Below are 21,463 nucleotides of genomic sequence, written 5' to 3'. Positions count from 1 at the left end.
AACTATGGCAGAGGTTCTTTCGAGAACAACCAGTCTTGAGCCCACAGTTGCGAAAATTTGCCTGGTACCATCGTTGACATGTCAGGTCGCGGGGTGCCCAAGTACCGGCTGTACTCCGCGGTCGTGCTGGCAATTCTGTGCTTGTTCGTCGGAGGCGCTTGCTTGTTGCCTGTCGAGAGTTCGCATTTAGCACATGCTGCGACCCCGGTATCGTTGTATGACACTGTCGAGGTTCATCATTGGGAACCGGTGCAGCACGGCATGGCCGTCGCCCGCGCTCGGCTCGGACTCGCTGTGCAGCCAGTCTGGCTGCCGCTCAGCGTGTCGGTCTTTGCGCTTGGTGGCGCGGCACTGCTGGTTCTGTTGATGTCACGGCGTAGCGCGTTACTTTCACATGCTCCGGATAATGCTGGCTGGCAACGACTTCTGTATTTGGGGATCAATCGGCGCTGAGGGACCGCTGAGTCGGCAATTGCTGCCGTCTTTCGTGTATCAAACCTTCACTAGCCGTGCAGCGCCCGTTATCGGCGTGCCTGGGTGGCTCCGTATCTGTTGATTGGACCGGTTCTTGTGGCGACTTCTGCCTCTGTCTATAGACCTTCGTTGTTTGTGAACGTGCGCCGCGATGTGTTGGCGTCTCCTTCTCCTCTCCTTGTGGCATCCCGCCTGCGCATGGAATGGCGGATTTCGTGATTGCCCGTCTCATAAGCGCAGGCTTCTTTATGGCTGCGTATGGGCTCACAGATGCGGCCACGGCCATCGCAGAGCCAAAAGATATGGCCCCGCAGCAATATTCGAGGACTACCCGGGATGGATGGCATCTGGAGATTCGGTTGGACAACGAGCGTGTGAACTCCGTGCCCAACCTGGCGGCGGCCACGAACTCACGCGAGGCGTTCATTACACTCTCGGGCACGGCAACCGCGACCGGTGGCACCAACCCCATTACCGATAGCCTCTTCCTTATCGGCTACCAGCTCGGCTGCCAGTCCGATGTGTCGTCGGGATTGCAGCTCGGCGGATCCGCAGGTATCGCACCGTCAGTGAACGTCGGTGTGCTTCCCCTGCAAACGCTGGGCGTTGGAGGCAGCGCTGGAGTCAGCGGATTTGTGCAAACCGTGGTGCAACCGGGCGTCATTGTGAACCTTCCGCTGGGCAATATGGTCCTGTCGCGGGGCAATACGGGAGCGTTGGATCTGGACAACGTCCATGTGAAGGCGGATGCCTGCGGAGGGGACGTCACCGTCCGGTCCTTCGCCTCGCTGCGTGTGTCCACCGAGGCCGGCCACACCGAATTCGCCATCTATGGCGAACCGATCAAGATCTAATGATGAAATTCTTCTGTGCCGCAACGGTCTTGATATGTTCCTTGTGCGGTGCGCCGGTGGCCGCCGCAGACCCGCTGCCAATAAAACCGATGCCCGCAGTGCCGGTAGCAGTGCCCGGGGGAGCGCCCAATAATCATGCGGCGCTCCCCTCGCAACCATCCTTTGGGCTATTGCCTCCGCCGCGGCGCGGTACCCAAATAACGGCTGGGCTCGGCGCGGGATCTACCGCTCGAATCGGTGCCGGAATGACGTCCGGGCAGTTGGAGGACCCACGTGGGACAAGGAAAGGAACGGCCCCATGATTCGATCATTATGTGTCGCAATAGTTTCGATCGGGCTCGCCGTGGTGCTCACCGTACCTGCATCGGCGGAGCTGCCGTCGCCTCATCCTGCTCCCTACGGCCCGGTTGACGCCCCCGGGCAGTTGCCTGCGTTAAACATGTCGCGTGGGACCCGGCTGCCGGTTTCGATGTCGGGATCGCGTGGGCCGCAGATATCCGGTGGGGTGGCCGGGGCCGGAGCATCCGGCGGTGTCAAGGCGAGCGCTGGGTTCGGAGACGGGAAGCTGGGCAGCTCAGCTGCGATCCCGTGACACGACGATGCTGCTATGGATGACGCTTAGTTGGGGTTGTTCGGTTTGGGTTTGCGGAGGTCCCGAACTGGGTTGTGGGTTCGAACCAACTATGCCGTTCAACCGATACACCGCAAACCCGGTGACCGTCGCCGCGTGGCCCCGGGGCTGCGTTGAACCCTTTGTTGCCGTGGGAGTTTAGGTAATAGGGATTAATGCTGCACCGAACGTGTTCGGGTTCTAAGCATCGTGCGGATGGGATCGGCTCAGGCCGGGGAGCGTGGGGCTTCTGGCAGCGTGATCGTGAAGGCCGTATGGCCTGGGCGGCTCACTACGGTCATGGTGCCGTGATGTGCATGGACAATGGCGGCAGCGATTGCCAGCCCGAGACCGCTACTGCCGCCGCGGCGGGAGCGTGAGGTGTCGCCGCGAGCGAAGCGTTCGAATATTTCCGGCTGCAAGGCGTGCGGAATTCCCGGGCCGTTATCGATGACGTCCAATTGGGCGGCGCCGCTGACGGCGGGGCGCAATGTGACGGTCGTGGTGGTCCCTGCTGGGGTGTGCAGCCGGCAGTTGGACAGTAAGTTGAGCAGGACCTGGTGCAGTCTGGCGTTATCGCCGGTGACGACTATGGGCTCTTCGGGCAGGTCAAGTAACCAATGATGTTCTGGCGCTGAGACATGTGCATCGCTGACAGCGTCGATCGCCAGCCGGGAGAGATCGACAGATTCCTGCTCTAGGGAGCGGCCCGCATCGAGTCGGGCCAGGAGAAGCATGTCTTCGACGAGCACGCTCATACGCCTGGCTTCAGAATCAACACGGCCCATGGCGTGGGCGATTTCAGCGCTAGCCCGGTTCTCTTCGCGGCGCGCGAATTCAGCGTATCCGCGGATCGCGGCGAGGGGTGTTCTCAGCTCATGGCTGGCGTCGGCGACAAACTGGCGGACCCGGGCTTCGCTAGCCTGCCGAGCTGCGAGCGCATCTGCGATGCGGTGCAGCATCCGGTTCAGTGCGGTACTGAGTTGGCCCACTTCTGTGCCGGTATTGGCAGCATCGACTTCTGCAATGGACCTGGGCAGGTTCACATCGCCTCGCGCGAGGTCGAGTTCGGCAACGTCGCGGGCCGCAGCGGCGACTTCCGATATCGGGCCCAATTGGTGCCGGATGATGAGGAGACTAGCGATCGCACCGACAATCAGCGCAATGGCGCCAACCGCACAGAACATCGCCACCACCGCGAACAGGATTCGGTCAATGCCCGCAGTGGGCTGTCCAACAACAATCCGTGCCTCGTGACGGGTGGGAGTATTGACCAGCCGATAGCTGCCGAGCCCGTCGAGTTTCATTGTGACGATGCCGGTTTCAGGGACAGTCGCCAATTGGGCACTGACAGCATCGGAGAGCTTCATTCGAGACCCGTCGGCGGTGATGACCACGGCGTCGTGTGCATGACCGTCTTCGATGACCGCCCCGAGAACTCCGGTTGACTGCCCCGGCACGTTGAGAGATACCGGTGCCGGTTCGCCCGGCCGCGATATGGAGCGCGGTAGTGGTGGCGGACCGACTTCGAACAGCGCCGCCGACCGCAGCCCCGTGATGACGACTTCACCGTCAAGCTGATTGAGCAGAAAACGATGCAGTGCCGCCGACGTGCCGACTCCGATCAGCGCGCAAATCACCGCCAGCAATACCACTTGAGCAAATAGCAGCCGAGTCCGCAACGACCACACTCGCGGCGCTCGCAGTACATGGATTGCCCGGAATGGTTGCCGCAGGCGAGCCGCTGGCATATCAGTATGCAGGACGGAGGACGTAGCCCGCGCCCCGTACGGTATGGATCATGGGCTCGTGATTCACATCAATCTTCTTGCGCAGATATGAAATATACAGTTCGACGATGCTGGACCGCCCACCGAAGTCGTAGCGCCACACCCGCTCCAGGATCTGGTGCTTGCTTAGGACTCGTTTGGCGTTCTGCATCAGATAGCGCAGCAGTTCAAACTCCGTTGTCGTCAAGGCGATGAGATTTCCGCCCCGCGTGACTTCACGGCTGCTTTCATTGAGAACAAGATCGCCCACGGCGATTTGGGGTTCGTCGGCATCCGTGGTCGCGCCCGCCCGGCGCAGCAACGCTCGTACCCCTAGCACAACCTCTTCCAGGCTAAACGGTTTTGTCACATAGTCATCCGCCCCTGCGCTTAGGCCAAGGATGCGGTCCTCAACGGCGTCTTTAGCTGTCAGCAGTAAAATGGGCAGACGAGGATGGGCGTCCCGTAAACGCGATAACACGTCCATGCCGCAGGTGTCGGGCAACATCACATCTAGTACGACGGCGTCTGGCGGTGTCAGCCGCGCGAGGCTAACCGCGGTGGCACCATCGTGCGCGACATTGGTATCCCAACCTTCGTAGCGAAGTGCCATGGACACTAGCTCGGCCAACGTAGGTTCATCGTCGACAACTAGGACGTTAAGCGCCCTGCCGCCTCCGCGAGACATGACGGTGCGGCCGGCGCCATGTTTGGGAGCCTCGCTTGCTGTCATCTCGCCGATTATCGCAGCGTGAACCACGCACGTCCCATGTAGAACCTATGTCTCTGCTATGAAAACGCGTCGATTATCGGGCCGAGGTGACCTGGAGCATGGCTGCGGCGGTTGTTCCACGGCCTTGGGTGCGGCAGTCGTGGCAGCGACCACTGTGGGAGATGCTGACGTGAATGATATTGTGCTCCAGCACAATTGCACCTGGTGTGCGCGCTGCTTCATCCCCTGCCGGCCGGAACGGCTGAATCGCCAGACCCTATCTGACGGCCATCAAGCCGCTTCAACAGAATAAGGACAAGTCAAGCGGCTATGTCGGTGTCTTTTGTCGACTCTGTCTGAACAACCAGATCGTGCCGATCGCGAACGCAAGGCGGATAAATTCGGATACCGTGCTCACTGCCTTGTTAACCAACTGGGCGACATCGGCTGAATTGTTGTGAATCACGGTCGTCATGAGTAGTGCCTGGGCAAGATAGATCACACCGACGGCCAGACACAGCCAGATGTGCATACGGCGGTAAGCGGTATGGTCGGACTGTTCCCATTCTCGTGTACCGAGACGTTGCTGGATCCAAAGAGGCAGTATCTTCGCGACGACTATCTGTGTGAGTGGTCGACCAAGCAAGCCACTGGCGATGAAGAACAGTCCGGCCACTGCCAATGGCGCCACCCGAGTGAGCTGGGCCAGCTCCGGCGATCCGGTATATAGCGCGACGATTAGCGTCGCACCATGCGTAAGCATGATGAAACCCGCGATAAGATCGAAGCGGCGATCCTTTGCGATCGTATAGATAACCCGCACTGCGGAAACCGCCGCGGCAGCGATGAGGGCGTGGAGTTCGGATGCTCCGGCCAGACGCGTGCCGTAGTAGGTGCCCAGTCCCAATCCGGCGCTGACCAGGGCATGCCGAATGCGCGACTTCGTTGTCCCGGCCGGCGGTTTACTCACCAGGGCGGCCGGAGCGATATGGCTTGTGCGGCAACTGGGGATGCTGGTGGGAATCGTGTCGGCCACTTGGCATTGAATAGATTCGCCGGAGATTGCCGACTGCATTGCTGTACATGAAACTTGGCCGTCACTTTCCCGAAGTGCCATTTCCACAGTGCGCAGACCGCGATGCCTCGGTGGATTGTGGAGGTATGGAGGGGTTTTCGCTGAATTCTCTGCGCGCAGCTCAGAGCTTGAGCGCTGAATCGAGTTGCTGTCAAACATAATTCGGTGGAGCACCGGCGGTCGCGACGTGGGGCCCGCGACCACCGGCGCATTTGGTTAGCTGAAACTAGCTGGAATGCGAATGTCGATTGTCATCGCAGACAATTGCTACCTCAACGCCCCGGGCCGCGGCAGTCGGGTGGGCAGGGGGCGGGGCGGCCGGGGCCAGGACCGCCGGGACCAGGACGGCCAGGGCCGGGGCCGCCAGGACCAGGGCCGCGACAGTCGGGTGGGCAGGGAAGCAGAGGTGCGCTCTGCGCGGCGCCCTGCCGCAGAGTGCTCGGTGTTTCGGCGGCGGCTGGTGCGGAATACCCTGCCATTGCTACTACCAACGCCAGCCCGCCCAGCGCTGCCGCGCCTGTGCCGAATATGCTCGAAACCATCTGCATAGATATCTCCTTGTGGGGACTAATCGCATGGGAACCGCGAATCGCATTGCTATGCGGACCAAGCCGCTCTTCCCAGAGTGAGACTCGCTGCTATGAATTAGCCATGCCGTTAGTCAGAGTTGGCTATGACCCGGGTTCCAATCGGTGTCGATTTTCGGCATCTGTCCATTCAGTGAACCGATCCGGGGCTTGGACGCAAGGTGTCGACGTTCATCACCGTGGGTAGCGGGGTTGCACATGCCGAGTGCCGTGGGCTTGGCGGACACGAGCCCCGCGCGTGCGAGCCCTCTGCTCTGTAGCTGGTCTTCTCGGTAGGAGCGTGTTGTGACTGCGTCGGCGCGCCTATCGGTCGAGCGTCTGCCATACTGGCCGATAATGACAACCGTTATCATTATGACTCAACCGGTCACCTCGGGCCGTGATCGAGAGTAGCTTTTGTCAAAGAGCCGCGGCGCGCGATGAAGCGCGACTCAAATACATTGAGCGGAAAGGTGATTGGCTGATGGTATGGCACGGACTGTTAGTGAAGGCCGCATCAACGGTGGCAACCGGTGCAGTGGGAGTCGCCGCCTACGAAGTCGTGCGCAAGGCCGCGGCCAAGGTTCCCGTCCGCGACGCCAGCGTCGTCGTCACCGCCTGGGGTCTGCGAGGTGTACGTAAGGCCGAGGAGGGCGCCGAGCGCGCACGGTTGGCGATCGGAGATGTCGTGGCGGAGGCGCGCGAGCGCATTGGGGAAGAGGCCCCGCCGCCCGTGGTGGGAGAAGCCGGTCACGATCACGAGCACTGAGCCGCACATGGTCACTGTCGTATCTGACGCGGCCGGACGTTTACGTGCTGTCGCGAGTGAGTTCAGCGGCGATGTGCGGCGGGCCGTGCTGATCGAGGACACGCTGCAGCATGTGCAGGGAGTCCGTGCGGTACATGCATACCCGCGCACGGCCGCGGTGGTGGTGTGGTACTCGAAGGCCAGCGGCTCGGCCGACGATATCCTCGCCGCACTGGCCGGCGCCCTCGATGCCCCGTTACCGGAATCGTTGACCCGAGAACCGCATTCATCCGATGTGCGCAACGGCGACGTGCTGCGCATGGCGGTGGGCGGTGCGGCCCTGGTGGTGCTGGGAGTGCGCCGGTATCCGCTGCGTCGGCCGCCGCTGCTGGGGCCCACAGGTCGGGTATTGGCAACGGCAGTAACGATTTTCAGTGGCTACCCGTTCCTGCGGGGTGCACTTGCCGCACTACGCAGCGGCAGATCGGCCGGCACGGATCTGTTGGTGTCGGCGGCCACCGTGGCCAGCCTGGTGCTGCGCGAGAATGTGGTTGCACTGACCGTGTTGTGGCTGCTCAACATCGGCGAGTATCTGCAGGACCTCACGCTCCGTCGCACCCGGCGCGCTATTGCCGATCTGCTGTCGGGCAGCCAGGACACCTCATGGGTCCGTCTGCGCGATGGCACCGAGGTTCAGGTCGCCACGGCATCGCTGGTGATCGGCGACGAGGTGGTCGTGCACGAGCAGGTGGCCATTCCCGTCGACGGCGAGATAATGGACGGTGACGCCATCGTCGACCAGTCGGCGATCACGGGCGAAACCCTGCCGGTCAGCGTCGTGGCCGGGGGACAGGTACACGCGGGTTCGGTCGTCATGCGCGGCCGCATCGTCGTGCGTGCCGCGGCCGTTGGTGGGCAGACGATCATCGGCCGGATCATCACCCGGGTGGAGCAGGCGCAGCGTGACCGCGCCCCGATTCAGACTGTCGGCGAGAACTTCTCACGACGATTCGTTCCGGCCTCGTTCCTACTGTCGCTCGGCACCCTCGTGGTGACGCGGGATGTGCGGCGTGCGATGACAATGCTTTTGGTGGCCTGCCCCTGTGCGGTGGGCTTGTCTACCCCTACTGCCATCAGCGCGGCCATCGGTAACGGGGCCCGCAGGGGAATCCTGGTCAAGGGCGGTTCGCATCTGGAATTGGCCGGCCGAGTGGACGCGTTCGTGTTCGACAAGACCGGAACGTTGACCATCGGACGGCCGGTGGTCACGAATATCGTCGCCTTCAAAGAGGGTTGGGAACCGGAACAAGTGCTCGCGTACGCGGCGAGCTCCGAGATCCACGCCCGTCATCCCTTGGGGGAGGCGGTCATCCGCTCAACCGAGGAACGCCACATCGCCATCCCGCCGCACGAGGAGTGTGAGGTGTTGGTCGGCCTCGGGATGCGGACTCGTGCCGACGGGCGCACCCTGCTGTTGGGCAGCCCGGCACTGCTGAGCAAGGAGAGCGTCCGGGTGACCCCGGAGGCCGACGAGTGGGTGGCCAAGCTGCGGCGCCGCGCTGAGACTCCGCTTCTACTGGCAGTGGACGGCGTACTCGTCGGACTCATCAGTCTGCGCGACGAGATCCGCCCGGAGGCCGCCGAGGTGCTGGCGGCACTGCGGTCATCGGGTGTCAAGCGGGTGGTCATGCTCACCGGCGATCACACGGAGACAGCACGGGCCGTGGCAGAGGAGTTGGGAATCGAAGAGTGGCAGGCCGAGGTGTTGCCCGAGGACAAGCTCCAGACCGTGAGTCAACTGCGCAGTGAAGGGCATGTTGTCGCGATGGTCGGTGACGGCGTCAATGACGCGCCCGCGCTGGCGGCGGCAGACATTGGAATTGCCATGGGAATCAACGGAACTGATGTGGCGGTGGAAACAGCTGACGTGGCGCTGTCCAGTGATGACCTGCGTAAGCTGCTCGATGTGCGGGGCCTGGGCGGCCGGGCCGTGACCGTTATTCGACAGAATTACGCGATGTCGATCGCGGTCAATGCGATCGGGCTGGTGGTGGGCGCCGGAGGTGCGCTCTCGCCGGTTCTCGCGGCAATACTGCACAACGCGTCTTCGGTCGCGGTCGTCACCAACAGCTCGCGCCTTATCGGCCACGAACTCGACGGACGACCTTCGCTCTCGTCGACACAACACCGGCAGCAGTCGGTGGATTCAGCTCCCGCAGTGCCCTGACGGACTGACGGGCCTCTGAACCAGGGGCAGAATCACCTCGTCGACCATGCGGCGCATGTACGTCTCGTCGATAACCGTTCTTTTGAGGGCGGCAGTGAGGCTGAGGCCCAGCGGTATGTCGTAGACCAGCGACAGGTCGCGGTCGCGGGCTATCTCGCCCCGCTGGATGGCGCGGGCGAACACGACTTCCATCCGCTTCCGGGTTTGTGACAGGAGCAGGTCATCCAACGCCGCCGCCAGTGTGGAGTCGTTGACGGCCTCCGCGATGATCCCCGCCAGCAGGTTGCCAGTGAGGATGTCGTTGTCACCGAAATCCCTTGCCTCGTAAAGAGCATGCAAGTCGCCGCGCAAGCTCCCGGTGTCCGGAACATCGTCGAGCTTCCCGAGTGATGGGCGCCCGTGCAGGATCGCATCCGCGGTGAGTGCGGCCTTCGAAGACCAACGCCGGTAGATGGCTGCCTTGCCCACACCGGCACGAGCGGCGATCACATCCATGCTCATCGCGTCGTAGCCCTGCTCGGCGAGCACGATGAATGCCGCCTCCAGGATCGCGAGGTCCAACGACCTGTTCAGTCGCCCGGGTGTTCTTTGTCGTTGAATCGCAGTGTTTTTCGTCATGTTGTCCGCGCAGTGGTGTATTTGCGGAGGTTGAGCGGCCACCAGAACCAGCGGCCAAGCAATGCAGCGATGGCCGGGGTCATGAAGGACCGCACGATCAGTGTGTCGAAGAGCAGCCCGAGGCCGATCGTCGTGCCGAGCTGCCCCACGATGCGCAGATCACTGACCACCATGGCGCACATGGTGAATGCGAACACGAGGCCCGCGTTGGTCACCACCTTGCCACTGCCACCCATGGCCCGGATGAATCCGGTCTTGAGCCCGCCATGCAGCTCCTCCTTGAAACGTGCGATGAGCAGCAGGTTGTAGTCCGAGCCCACGGCCAAAAGGATGATGACCGACAACGGCACCACGAACCAATGCAAGTCCATGCCCAACAGGTCCTGCCAAATCAGCACCGACACCCCGATGGATGCGCCCAGTGACACCGCCACCGTGCCGACAATGACGAGAGCCGCGACCACGCTGCCGGTGACCAGCAGCATGATGATGAAGATCAGGCACAGTGACGCGATGCCCGCGAGGATGAGGTCGTACTTCGCTCCTTCCTGCAGGTCCTTGTTCGCGGCGGCGGTTCCTCCCAAGTAGACCTTCGCGTTCTCCAGCGGGGTGCCCTTGATCGAATCCGCCACTGCCTCTTTGATATTGCCGACGGTCGCGATTCCCTCCACAGAGGCCGGATTCCCTTGATGGGAGACGGTCATCCGGACGGCCTTCCCGTCGGGGGACAAGAACATCTTCAACCCGCGTTTGAAGTCGGCGTTCTCGAACACCTCGGGTGGCAGATAGAACGAGTCGTCGTTCTTGGCTTGGTCGAAGTACTTGCCGATCAGGGTGGAGTTCTTGGTGCTCTCATCCATCTGATTCATGATCCCGGACATGGTGCTGTGCATAGTCAGCAGCGTGCCGTGCATGGACTTCATGATCGCGATCATGGGAGGAAACTCGGCGAGCATGCGCGGCATCAGGACATCGACCTTGTCCATGTTCACCAGCATGCCGTCCATGTCTTCGACCATCGCGTCCACGCCGTCGAGTGCATCGAACACCGTCCGGCTTGCCCAGCAGATCGGGATATCGGCGCAATGCTTTTCCCAGTAGAAGTAGTTGCGAATCGGCCTGAAGAAGTCGTCGAAAGTGGCCATCAGGTCGCGCATGTCGTGCATCTTGCCTTGCATGACCTTCATCTGGCCGGTCATGTCGTGCATGATGTCGGTGAGCTCGCGCATCATGTCGTACACACGTTCCATGGTGCCGATCAAGGTTCCCATTTGATCGGCCATGGTCAGCATGTCGGCCATGCGGTCCTTCATGTATTTCATGTTCTGGATCTGGCCGGCGCCCTGCAGGCCGATCTGGAACGGTATCGAGCTGTGTTCGATCGGTGTACCGAGCGGCCGGGTGATCGCCTGCACTCGGCCCACGCCACGAGCATGGAACGCCGTCTTGGCGATTCTGTCGATGACCAACATGTCTGCGGGGTTGCGCATGTCGTGATCCGCTTCGATCATCAGCATTTCGGGGTTCATCCTGGCCGGGGAGAAGTGCCGTTCCGCAGCCGCATAGCCGACTTTCGAGGGCACGTTGTCCGGCATGTACTGACGGTCGTCATAACCCGGGGTGTATCCCGGCAGGGTGAGTAGCCCGATGAGTGCAATCCCAATGGTCACAATGAGAATCGGCCCCGGCCAGCGCACCACCGCGGCGCCGATACGCCGCCAGCTGCGCTCGTCGTGCTTGCGTTTGGGCTCGAACAGACCGAAGCGGCTACCGATCGCCAGCACCGCGGGAGCCAGGGTGAGTGCCGCCGCGACAATGACGAAAATGACCAGCGCACAGGGCACACCCATGGACCGGAAGAGTGGCAGGCGCGTCAAGCTCAGGCACAGCGTCGCGCCGACGATGGTCAACCCAGATCCCAAGATCACGTGTGACACACCGGAATACGCGGTATAGAAGGCCTCCTCGCGGTCTTCTCCGGACTGGCGTGCTTCGTGATATCGGCCCAGCAGGAAGATCACGTAGTCGGTGCCTGCGGCGATGCCCAGCATCGTGACCATGCTGACGGCGTAGGTCGACAGCCCGATCACATTGAGATTGCCCAATGTCGCGACCACTCCCTGGCCCGCCATCAGTTCCACCCCGACGACCACCAGCGCCAGAAACATGGTTATCACCGAGCGGTATACGAAGAGCAGCATCACGACGACGACGCCTACCGCGATGAGCGTGGTCTTCTGCATGCTCTTGTTGCCGGCCGTTCCCGTGTCGGCGCTCGCGGCTGTTCCGCCGGTGACATACGCCTGCACACCATCGGGGCCGGGCGTCTCGGCGATGATCTTGCGGACGGCATCGACGGATTCGTTCGCCAAGGTTGTGCCCTGGTCACCGGCCAGGTTCACCTGAACGTAGGCGGATTTCCCGTCGGCACTCTGGGCGCCGGAGGCGGTGAGCGGGTCTCCCCAGTAGTCGGAGATGTGCTGCACGTGGGTCGGATCGGCCTTCAGCTTCTTGATGATCTCGTCGTAGAAGCGGTGTGCCTCATCTGCCAGGTCCTGCTTGCCCTCGAGCACGATCATGACGGAGCTGTCGGAGTCGAACTCTCCGAACACCTTGCCCGTGTGCATCATCGCGATCATCGAGGGAGCGTCCTTGGGGGACATGGATACCGAATGTGCCTTGCCCACTTCATCAAGGGAGGGCGTGACGACATTGAGGATGATGGCGATGCCCAGCCAGAACAGGATGATCGGGATGGACAAGGCCCGGATAGCCCGCGCGATCCGTGGAGGCCGCGCGGCGCGATCGCCGCCGCTGTGCCTCATGCGGACTTCACCAGGCAGTAGATGTAGGCGTTGTGCTCGTTGGACACTCGCTCCACCTTGACCTCGCCGTTGACGATGATTCGGCAGCCAATGCGGTTGCCGTCACCTTGGGCGACGATGTTTCCGCTCAATGACGGCAAGATCGACACGATCTTGAATGACCATGGCAGCTGCACGGCGTCGACGCGAGTCGGCTGCGCATCCTCGTTGAAATAGTTCACATCAGCCATGGCGCCGGGTTCTCCAAATACCTCGTATACGAGTGTCTTTGGGTTGTACGGAACGGCGTCCTTCGCGTTGTTATCGGCAGAGGAGATGAAGGAGTCCGAGCCGAAAATTCCGCGAACCCGGAGTACCGCGAATCCGCCGACTGCCAGTATCACGGCGATCAGCAGCGGCATCCAGATCCGTCTTATCACACTAAGCATCCCAAACCCCTTTGCGCTCAATATGATTGGCACAGCACTGACGGTCTTACGTCTTGGAACTGCCGCAGCTGGTCGAGATGGGCGTCATTGCCCCACACGGAACTGAAGTTCCGCATGATGGTCCGGACGGTACCCCACTTCGACTCCGCGCGCGACACGAGCGAGCTAACTATGGGGCTGCGTGGGGCGCCGTGATCTGTCGAGTCCCGGCGGCTCGTCTAGGGGAGCGGTGCCGCACCCGTCACGAGGCGATTGTCGCCGGGGTCCTGGCGCGCCTGGTCGCCTCACCAGTCACAAAACTAATGAATAAGTATGCAGAGATGTTGATCCGGAGCCGGATTGGATCTTGATCGGCGTAAGACGTGGGAAATTTGGGCTCACGGTGAGTAAATTGCATAAATATTTCATAGAGGTCGCCGGGTTGAATATTCTCTTAATATACGCTCATAGCAAACCATGGAAATTGCTGTGAATGATCTGTGCATCCGAGTCTTTGCTGCGCGAAATAGCTTGGAAAATAGGTAAATACCTGACCATTGAAACGCTACGCAGGTGGCCAAATGGGCTCTTATGCGTTCAGAGAGCTAATAGTTAGAAGTGTCGATGTAATTGTGAATTCCTTGTTTCCCGGCTATCAATGGGCTGTTAATGCGGGACGGGGGTAGGGATGTGAAAGAGGCCATTGTGCGATGTCGCGAGACGGCTCAACGGGGGGCACTGTGATCCTGATCTCCCGAGTCGCGAATTCCTTTCGCGCACCTTATCTTTAGGTCTGTCGGGTTCTACTGCTAGTTGTCTCCGGTTCTACTACCAGGCAGATTGTCGTGTGCGAGGAGGACGTAGCAAGATGAAAAACGCGTCTGTGACCCCAGTTGCAGTTATCGGAATGGGGTGCCGGCTCCCGGGTGGGATCGAGTCACCCGAACATTTCTGGCAGGCGCTGTTGCGCGGCGAGGACTTCATTACCGAGGTGCCCCCCGCGCGCTGGGACTTGAGTGAGTACTACGACCCCGAATCCGGTGTACCGGGCAAGTCTCCTTCTAAATGGGGGGCCTTCCTGGAGGACGTCGGCGGCTTCGATGCGGACTTCTTCAGCATCAACGAGCGTGAGGCCGTCTCGATCGATCCTCAACATCGCGTGTTGCTCGAAACATCTTGGCAGGCAGTAGAACATGCGGGCCTAGATCCGCGGAACCTTGCCGGCTCACAGACCGGGGTATTCGTGGGGGTAACGCACAATGACTATCAGCTGGTGGCTGCGGATGCGGCGGATCTCGGCGGTCCCTACGGATTCGCCGGTACAAACTTCTGCATGGCATCGGGGCGTATCTCGTACGCCCTGGGTGTGCATGGACCGTCATTGACGGTCGATGCCGGGTGCGCCGCGGGGTTGGCGACGGTGCATATGGGGTGCCAGAGCCTGGCGGCAGGCGAAAGTGATCTGGTACTGGCCGGCGGCGTCAACCTGGTCTTGGAGCCGCGTAGGTATGTCGGTGCCTCGCAGCAGCGCATGCTCTCTCCGACCGGAGCCTGCCACACCTTCACGGGGGAGGCAGACGGTTTCGTGATGTCCGAGGGCTGCGTCATGATCCTGCTGAAGCGGCTGGACGATGCGGTGCGCGACGGGGACCGGATCTTGGCGGTGGTGCGGGGTACGGCATCGAATCAGGATGGGCGCACCGTGAATCAGTCGACCCCGTCCTCGGACGCGCAGGCTGCCGCATGCCGCACCGCGCTGGCGGCCGCGGGTGTGGACGCCAACACCGTCGGGCTGATCGAAGCGCACGGCACTGGTACACCTGTCGGTGATCCCATCGAATACACGGGCCTGGCGCAGGTGTATGGAGTCGATGGGCCCTGTGCGGTGGGGTCGGTGAAGACCAACTTTGGACACACCATGTCGGCGGCAGGTGCGCTGGGGCTGATGAAGATCATTCTTGCGGTGGAGCATGGCGTGATTCCGCCGAACCTGCATTTCACCGGGATCCCCGACAAGCTCGCCGGTGTCGCAACGAACCTTTTTGTGCCGCAATCGGTTATTCCCTGGCCTGGGAACATTGAGGGCCCGCGGCGGGCCGGGGTATCGGCATACGGAATGTCGGGCTCCAATGTGCACGCGGTGGTGGAGCAGGCTCCGCCCGTGGACTCGCCCGAAGCCCCCGCGACAGAGTCACCGCTCGGATCGCAGCTCATCTTCCCGGTGTCGTCGACGTCCGCCGAGGAGTTACGACGAACTGCAGGCAGTTTGGCCGAGTGGGTGGCCGAGCGGCCTGACCTGGCTCTCGGCGATGTCGGGTACACCCTGGCGCGTCGAAGGGCGCACCGGTCGGTGCGTACCTCGGTGGTGGCCAGCGGAGCTGAAGAGCTGATTGATGCGTTGCGCACCATTGCCGAGGGCGAGGCTCCCTACCCGGCCGCTGTGGCGCAGGATGATCGGGGCCCGGTGTGGTTGTTCTCGGGTCAGGGCTCGCAATGGGCCGGCATGGGTGCCGAACTACTCAGCAAGGAACCGGTATTCGCCGCGACTATCGCGCGCCTCGAACCCCTGATCGCTGCGGAATCCGGGTTCTCGGTGACCGAGGCGGTCTCGGCGCCGGAGACGGTTACGGGTATCGATCGTGTCCAGCCGACGTTGTTCGCCATGCAGGTGTCGCTGGCCGCCACGATGGTGTCCTACGGGGTCACCCCGGGCGCGGTGATCGGGCATTCGATGGGCGAGGTCGCCGCGGCTGTCGTGTCCGAGGCGTTGTCACTGGAAGACGGCGTCAAGGTCATCTGCCGTCGTTCCCAATTGATGCTGAGGATCTCGGGCGCCGGTGCCATGGCGTCCGTCGACCTGCCGGCTCAGCAGGTCGTGACCGAGCTGGCCGACCGAGAGATTCACGATGTCGTGCTGGCCGTGGTCGCCTCGCCGCAGTCCACAGTTGTCGGTGGAGCCACGGAAACGGTTCGCCGGCTGATCGCCGAATGGTCGGATCGCGGTTTGATGGCCCGCGAGGTGGCGGTTGACGTCGCTTCGCATTCACCACAGGTGGACCCCATCCTTGATGACCTCGCCGATGCCCTCGAAGATCTCACGCCGCGGGCACCCGTTGTGCCGCTGTACTCTTCGGTCGCGTTCGACCCGCGCGAAAAGCCAATCATGGATGCCGATTATTGGGTGGACAACCTGCGCCACACCGTCCGCTTCGCAGCTGCGGTGCAGGCGGCGCTGGACGACGGGTATCGCGTTTTCGGTGAGCTGGCACCGCACCCGCTGCTGGTCTATCCGGCGGAACAAACCGCGCGCAGCGTGGAAATCCCGATGGTCGCGCTGGCTGCTATGCGCCGCGAGCAAGAGCTGCCGCATGGGCTCCGAGACTTTGTGGGAGATCTATATACGGCGGGCGGCGCCGTGGACTTCTCGGTGCTGTATCCATCCGGGCAACTGGTGGACGTGCCGCTGCCCAGCTGGACTCGCCAGTCATATCTGTTGGATCTGTCCGCGCAGACGCAGTCGGGCCAGGGCGGTCACACCGTGGCCGTTCACCCGCTACTCGGCGCACATGTGCGGTTGACCGAGGAACCGGAGCGCTACATCTGGCAGGCCGATGTCGGCACGGCGGCGCAGCCGTGGATCGCCGACCATCAGGTCCGTCATGTCGCGGTGTACCCAGGTGCCGCCTACTGCGAGATGGCGCTCTCGGCCTCCGTCGCCGTGTTCGGTGAAGGCGCTGTGGTAGAGGATGTTTCGTTTGAGCAACTGCTGACGCTGGGGGAGGCGACACCGATCTCGGCGACGGGCACGGTGAAGTCCCCGGACGTGATCGAGTTCGTGGTGGAAACCCATGACGACGGCGATACCGCCAAACGCGCCACGGCGGTCTTGGGCAGTGGCGGCGCGTCCGACACGCCCGTGACGTACGACCTGGCTGTCTTGCGCGCGGAGCACCCTCATCGCGCGGCGGGGGACGAGCTACGAGAGTCGTTCGACGAGAGGGGAGTCCAGTACGGACCGGCCTTCCAGGGCCTGGCCGCGGCATACCGCGGCGACGAGTCCGTCAGGTCGGTGCTGGCGGAAGTCTCGCTGCCCCGGACGGTTCGGGCGCAACAGGGCAGCTACATCGTTCATCCCGCACTTCTGGACGCGTGCTTCCAATCGGTGATCGCGCTCCCGGATGTCCAGGAAGCCAGCAAGAATGCGCTACCGCTTCCCAAGGGTGTGCGCAGTCTGCACGCATACGAATCCGCGCGTTCCACCCAGTACTGCTACACCAGGGTGACCACGGTGAGTGCGACCGAGGTGGAAGCCGATATCGATCTGCTGGACGAGCACGGCACCGTCCTGGTTGCTGTGCGGGGCTTCCGCTTTGGTACCGGAGCCTCCGTTGACGAGCAGCGTGATCAGCTGCTCAACAACCGGCTGCTGGCGATCGAGTGGCAGCAGCAGCGGTTACCCGAGGCGGTATCGGACGCCCCGCGCCGGTGGCTGCTGGTCAGCACGGGTGAGACCGTGGACCCGTGGGCGACGGAGCTGATCGATTCACTCAAGCTCCGCGACAGTGAGGTGGCGCTGATCCAGTGGCGCCCGAACACCGATCGTGTTGCGGCGCTGAAACTTCTGTATGACCAGCTGGAGTTCGGTGGATTCGACGGCGTGCTCGTCGTGACGGCCCCGGGGGCCGACGGCGGTGCGGATCGGGTCGCCGTGCAAGGTGCGGACCAGGTTCGGCATCTGGTGCGGATAACCCGAGAATTGGTGGACCTGCCGGGCGAGCCGCCACGGCTATATGTCCTGACTCGCAACGCACAGACGGTCGCGCCCGGCGATGTGACCAACTTGGAGCAGGCCGGATTGCGGGGCCTGGTGCGTGTCATCGGTGCCGAGTATCCGCACTTGCGCGTCACGCACATCGATGTCGACGGCCAGACCGCAGCCCAGAACGTGGCGGGCGAGCTGGTCTCCGGCTCGGAAGAGGACGAGACCGCGTGGCGTGGCGACCACTGGTACCGGGCGCGTCTGAACCTGGGTCCGCTCGGCCCCGACGATTGGCGCAGCACCGTTGCGACACCAAACAACGAGGGCGTGCGGTTCGAGGTTCGCACGCCCGGCGATCTGCAGTCGCTCGGATTTGTCGCTTTCGACCGAGTCGCGCCTGGGCCGGGAGAGATCGAGGTATCCGTCACGGCCACCAGCATCAACTTCGCCGACGTGCTGAATGTGTACGGCCGATACTCGAGTTTCGAAGGCCGGCAGGAGCTGGGCGTCGACTTCGCGGGTGTGGTGACTGCCGTCGGGGCGGGAGTCACCCAGCATCTCGTTGGTGACCGGGTCGGCGGTATGACGACCACCGGTGCCTGGAGAAGCTTCGTCGTGGTCGATGCGAACCTTGCCGCGACCCTTCCGGCGGAGGTGCCCGATAGGGAGGCGGCCGCTGTCCCGGGTGCGCACGTCACCGCGTGGTACGGGCTGCACGAGCTGGCCAGGATCTCCGCGCGCGACAAGGTGCTGATCCATTCCGGCACCGGTGGTGTCGGGCAGGCAGCCATTGCCATCGCGCGCGCCGCCGGGGCAGAGATCTACGCCACTGCGGGCAGCACGGAACGACGGGAACTATTGCGCAGCTGGGGAATCAAGCACGTCTACGATTCCCGCAGCTCGGAGTTCGCCGAGCTGATCCGCCGCGATACCGACGGTTACGGGGTCGACATCGTGCTCAACTCGCTCACCGGTGCCGCGCAGCGGGCAGGTGTGGAACTGCTGAGCTTCGGCGGCCGCTTCATCGAGATCGGCAAGCGCGATATCTACGGTGACACCCGGCTGGGTCTGTTCCCATTCCGCCGCAACCTGTCGTTCCATGCCGTCGATCTCGTCCTCGTGGCGAAGACGCGGCCGGAAGCGATCTACCGGACGCTCACCGCTCTGTATCAGCAGATGGCGGACGGAGTGCTTCCCTTGCCGGAGATCTCGTCATCTCCCTTGCAGGACGCCGCCGAGTCGATCCGCGTGATGGGTGCTGCGGGACATACCGGAAAGCTCGTTCTGGACCTGCCGCAGGCGGGAGAGGTCAACGCGGTGATCCCCGCGTCGCATGCGCCGGCGTTCCGTCGGGAGGGTGCGTACGTGATCACCGGTGGCCTCGGCGGGCTGGGCCTGTTCCTGGCGAGGAAGCTGGCGGCGGCCGGGTGCGGGCGGATCATCCTCAACGGTCGCAGCGCCCCGAAGCCCGAAGCGCTGGAAGTTATCGAGCAGATCCGGCACAGCGGCATCGAGATCGATGTGGTGCTCGGCGATATCGCGGAGCCGGAGACGGCACAGCTTCTGGTGGCTGCTGCCACGGAGACCGGAAAGCCCGTGCGCGGCGTGCTGCACGCCGCGGCGTTGGTGCACGATGCCACGCTCGCCAACATCACCGACGAGCTGATCGACCGTGGTGACTGGCGGCCCAAGGTGCATGGTGCCTGGAACCTGCACGAGGCCACCGCCGATCAGCCTCTGGACTGGTTCTGCTCCTTCTCGTCGATCGCGGCGCTGGTGGGCTCCCCCGGACAGGGTGCCTACGCCGCGGCCAACAGCTGGCTCGACGGATTCACACACTGGCGACGTGCACAGGGCCTACCGGCGACCGTCATCGCCTGGGGTGCCTGGTCGGAGATCGGGCAGGGCACCCACCTGGCCCAGAACGCGGATGCGGCCATCCTCCCGGATGAGGGTGCCTACGCCTTCGACACTGTGCTTCGGCACAACCGGGCTTACACCGCCTATGCGCCGATGGCCGGGATCTCGTGGCTGTCCGACTTCGTCGAGCGCAGTCCGTTTGCGCAGGCGTTCCGGGATGTGAGTCAAACTCAAACGGAGACAAACAAGTTCCTCGACGAGCTCAACGCCCTGCCTCGTGAGGAGTGGCCGACTCGGCTGCGGAAGTTGGTCGCCGAGCAGGTTGGCCTGGTGCTGCGTCGCTCCATCGACCCGGACCGGTCCCTCCCGGATTACGGCCTGGACTCGTTGGGCAATCTGGAAATTCGTACCCGTATCCAGGCGGACACCGGCGTCCGTATCGGCCCGGCCGATGTGTCGACAGTGCGTTCCTTGGCGTCGCACCTGTACGACAAGTTGGCCGAGCAGGAATCCGAAGTCGCATCGTCATAAGGGGATTGAAAATGCGTGGTGGACCAGTAACGGTGTCGCTGACCGACAAGTGGGAGCCCTCCTCAGGATCAGTGATTACCTGGCAGCCCTCGCCGGCGTCGTACGCGAAGGCACTCGAAGCGCCGGTCAGCGAGATACCGCCGAGCTTCATGCAGGTGCAGCATTTGCGCACGTATCTGCGGCAGGCGGCGAAGGGACTCGATTTCTCACGGGTGCTCGTTTTCACGCTGGATATGCCGGGCCGGTGTGACAAGCGCGCGATGGGCCATGTGATCAACGCCCACCTGCGGCGGCACGATACGTACCGGAGCTGGTTCTCGCTCGACGACGAGCAGAACATTGTCCGGCGCACGATTGCCGATCCGGCAGACGTGGAGTTCGTTCAGGTCAAACTGGGCGAGATGACCTCCGACGAGGTGCGGGAGCTGGTGGTCTCGGAGACCCCGGACCCGTTCCGGTGGGACTGCTTCCGTTTCGGAATCGTCCAGAGCTCAGGCCATTTCACCTTCTATTTCAGCGTCGACCATCTGCACCTGGACGCGACCTTCGCACGTCTGCTGATCATGGAGATCCTGATGGGATACAAGGCGCTGGTCCAGGGCGGTGCCCCCATCGAGCTTCCCCCCGCGGGCAGCTATGACGATTACTGCATCCGCCAGCACGAATTCCTGTCCGGATTGACCCCCGACTCGGAGCCCGTGCGCGATTGGGTTCGGTTCGCCGAGAACAACCGTGGCAGTCTCCCGGATTTCCCTTTGCCACTGGGGGATCACTCGGTGCCATCCGGGACTTCGATCATCACCGAACAGCTGTTGGATGAGCAGCAGGCACTGACGTTCGAGTCAATCTGTGTGGATGCGGGTGCCCGGTTCATCGGTGGTGTGATGGCGGCGCTCGGATTCGCCGAGCGTGAATTAACCGGTACCGATACGTATTACGGGATTACGCCGAGTGATGCCCGAGCGGAAGCCGATATGTTCACGACGGGATGGTTCACGGGGCTCGTCCCGATATCGGTGCCCGTTGACGGGAGTTTCGGTGCTGCCGCCGTGGCGGCACAGGAATCCTTTGACCGCGGCAGGCAGCTGGTGAATGTGCCGTTCTACCGGGTGCTGGAATTGGTGCCGGAGCTGAACTGGCCGCGGCCGTATCACCCGATGATCAACTTCTTTGACGGTGGCGCTCCGCCACTTTCGCAGTTGTTCACTAACCCGCTGCTGGTCAGCAATCCCATCGGGCTCTATGCGGAGAGCAAGTCGGTGTACCAGCTGACGATCTTTATCTCGCGGTTCCCGACGGAGACGACGCTGATGATCGCGTACCCGGAAAACCCCATCGCCCGGGAATCGATCACCCGCTACGTGGATCTCGTGAAGTCCATATTCACGCGGGTCTGCCAGCAGAATGACGTTGTGCCCGCGCGGTAGT

Annotated in this window: 14 protein-coding genes; 8 read left to right on the top strand and 6 right to left on the bottom strand. The window is 62.7% G+C overall.

Annotated elements, in window-relative coordinates; genetic code table 11:
- The first annotated feature begins 165 nt into the window (after window positions 1–165).
- The 4 genes from DSM43276_RS14770 (at window position 166) to DSM43276_RS14755 (ending at window position 1,920) form a co-directional block, all read left to right on the top strand.
- Window positions 166–453: a hypothetical protein gene (locus DSM43276_RS14770; protein WP_078331416.1), complete on the top strand. Its 288-nt coding sequence runs from the start codon at window positions 166–168 to the stop codon at window positions 451–453.
- Window positions 454–689: 236 nt separating this feature from the next.
- Window positions 690–1,328: an MspA family porin gene (locus DSM43276_RS14765; protein ID WP_078331414.1), complete on the top strand. Its 639-nt coding sequence runs from the start codon at window positions 690–692 to the stop codon at window positions 1,326–1,328.
- Between the two features lie 2 nt (window positions 1,329–1,330).
- Window positions 1,331–1,630 carry a hypothetical protein gene (locus tag DSM43276_RS14760; RefSeq protein WP_078331415.1) on the top strand — a complete coding sequence of 100 codons (300 nt, stop codon included), beginning with the start codon at window positions 1,331–1,333 and terminating at the stop codon, window positions 1,628–1,630.
- On the top strand, window positions 1,627–1,920 hold the full coding sequence (locus tag DSM43276_RS14755) for a hypothetical protein (protein ID WP_078331397.1): 294 nt from the start codon (window positions 1,627–1,629) through the stop codon (window positions 1,918–1,920). Before DSM43276_RS14760 ends, DSM43276_RS14755 begins: the two co-directional genes overlap by 4 nt.
- A 245-nt stretch (window positions 1,921–2,165) precedes the next feature.
- Here the strand turns inward: DSM43276_RS14755 and DSM43276_RS14750 are convergent, their stop codons facing one another.
- The 3 genes from DSM43276_RS14750 to DSM43276_RS14740 all read right to left on the bottom strand — a co-directional run bounded on the left by DSM43276_RS14750 (window position 2,166) and on the right by DSM43276_RS14740 (window position 5,494).
- The gene (locus DSM43276_RS14750) at window positions 2,166–3,689 is read right to left on the bottom strand and encodes a sensor histidine kinase (RefSeq protein WP_078331396.1); all 1,524 of its coding nucleotides are present in this window, start codon (window positions 3,687–3,689) and stop codon (window positions 2,166–2,168) included.
- Window position 3,690: 1 nt separating this feature from the next.
- A complete protein-coding gene (locus DSM43276_RS14745; RefSeq protein ID WP_078331413.1) occupies window positions 3,691–4,395 on the bottom strand; it encodes a response regulator transcription factor in 705 nt (234 codons plus the stop codon).
- A 352-nt stretch (window positions 4,396–4,747) separates the two neighbouring features.
- Window positions 4,748–5,494, bottom strand: a complete 747-nt coding sequence (locus DSM43276_RS14740; RefSeq protein ID WP_078331395.1) for a VC0807 family protein — start codon at window positions 5,492–5,494, stop codon at window positions 4,748–4,750.
- 1,050 nt (window positions 5,495–6,544) lie between these two features.
- Here DSM43276_RS14740 and DSM43276_RS14730 point away from each other — a divergent pair.
- Complete coding sequence (locus DSM43276_RS14730; protein ID WP_078287836.1) at window positions 6,545–6,829, top strand: DUF1490 family protein; 285 nt, start codon at window positions 6,545–6,547, stop codon at window positions 6,827–6,829.
- 7 nt (window positions 6,830–6,836) lie between these two features.
- Complete coding sequence (locus DSM43276_RS14725) at window positions 6,837–9,035, top strand: heavy metal translocating P-type ATPase (protein WP_078331393.1); 2,199 nt, start codon at window positions 6,837–6,839, stop codon at window positions 9,033–9,035.
- On the opposite strand, the gene DSM43276_RS14720 is transcribed toward DSM43276_RS14725, so the two are convergent.
- From DSM43276_RS14720 to DSM43276_RS14710, 3 genes are read right to left on the bottom strand one after another with little or no spacing between them, the layout of a single operon-like run.
- Window positions 9,015–9,653, bottom strand: coding sequence for a TetR/AcrR family transcriptional regulator (locus DSM43276_RS14720; RefSeq protein ID WP_078331392.1), 639 nt, complete (start codon window positions 9,651–9,653; stop codon window positions 9,015–9,017). The genes DSM43276_RS14725 and DSM43276_RS14720 overlap by 21 nt on opposite strands.
- Window positions 9,650–12,478 (bottom strand): MMPL/RND family transporter, encoded by a 2,829-nt coding sequence (locus DSM43276_RS14715; protein WP_109556297.1) that lies wholly within the window; start codon window positions 12,476–12,478, stop codon window positions 9,650–9,652. The genes DSM43276_RS14720 and DSM43276_RS14715 overlap by 4 nt, the downstream gene beginning before the upstream one ends.
- The gene (locus DSM43276_RS14710; RefSeq protein WP_078331391.1) at window positions 12,475–12,906 is read right to left on the bottom strand and encodes an MmpS family transport accessory protein; all 432 of its coding nucleotides are present in this window, start codon (window positions 12,904–12,906) and stop codon (window positions 12,475–12,477) included. Before DSM43276_RS14710 ends, DSM43276_RS14715 begins: the two co-directional genes overlap by 4 nt.
- 847 nt (window positions 12,907–13,753) lie before the next feature.
- On the opposite strand from DSM43276_RS14710, the gene pks2 reads away from it, so the two are divergent.
- Both pks2 and DSM43276_RS14700 read left to right on the top strand, forming a co-directional pair.
- Window positions 13,754–20,035, top strand: coding sequence for a sulfolipid-1 biosynthesis phthioceranic/hydroxyphthioceranic acid synthase (gene pks2 / locus DSM43276_RS14705; RefSeq protein ID WP_078331390.1), 6,282 nt, complete (start codon window positions 13,754–13,756; stop codon window positions 20,033–20,035).
- 11 nt (window positions 20,036–20,046) lie between these two features.
- On the top strand, window positions 20,047–21,462 hold the full coding sequence (locus tag DSM43276_RS14700) for a condensation domain-containing protein (RefSeq protein WP_078331389.1): 1,416 nt from the start codon (window positions 20,047–20,049) through the stop codon (window positions 21,460–21,462).
- Window position 21,463 lies beyond the last annotated feature (1 nt).

The sequence above is a fragment of the Mycobacteroides salmoniphilum genome (genome assembly GCF_004924335.1).
Lineage (GTDB): Bacteria > Actinomycetota > Actinomycetes > Mycobacteriales > Mycobacteriaceae > Mycobacterium > Mycobacterium salmoniphilum.
The sequence above is the reverse complement of the archived record's forward strand: the minus strand, read 5'-3'. Positions and strand labels throughout refer to the sequence as shown.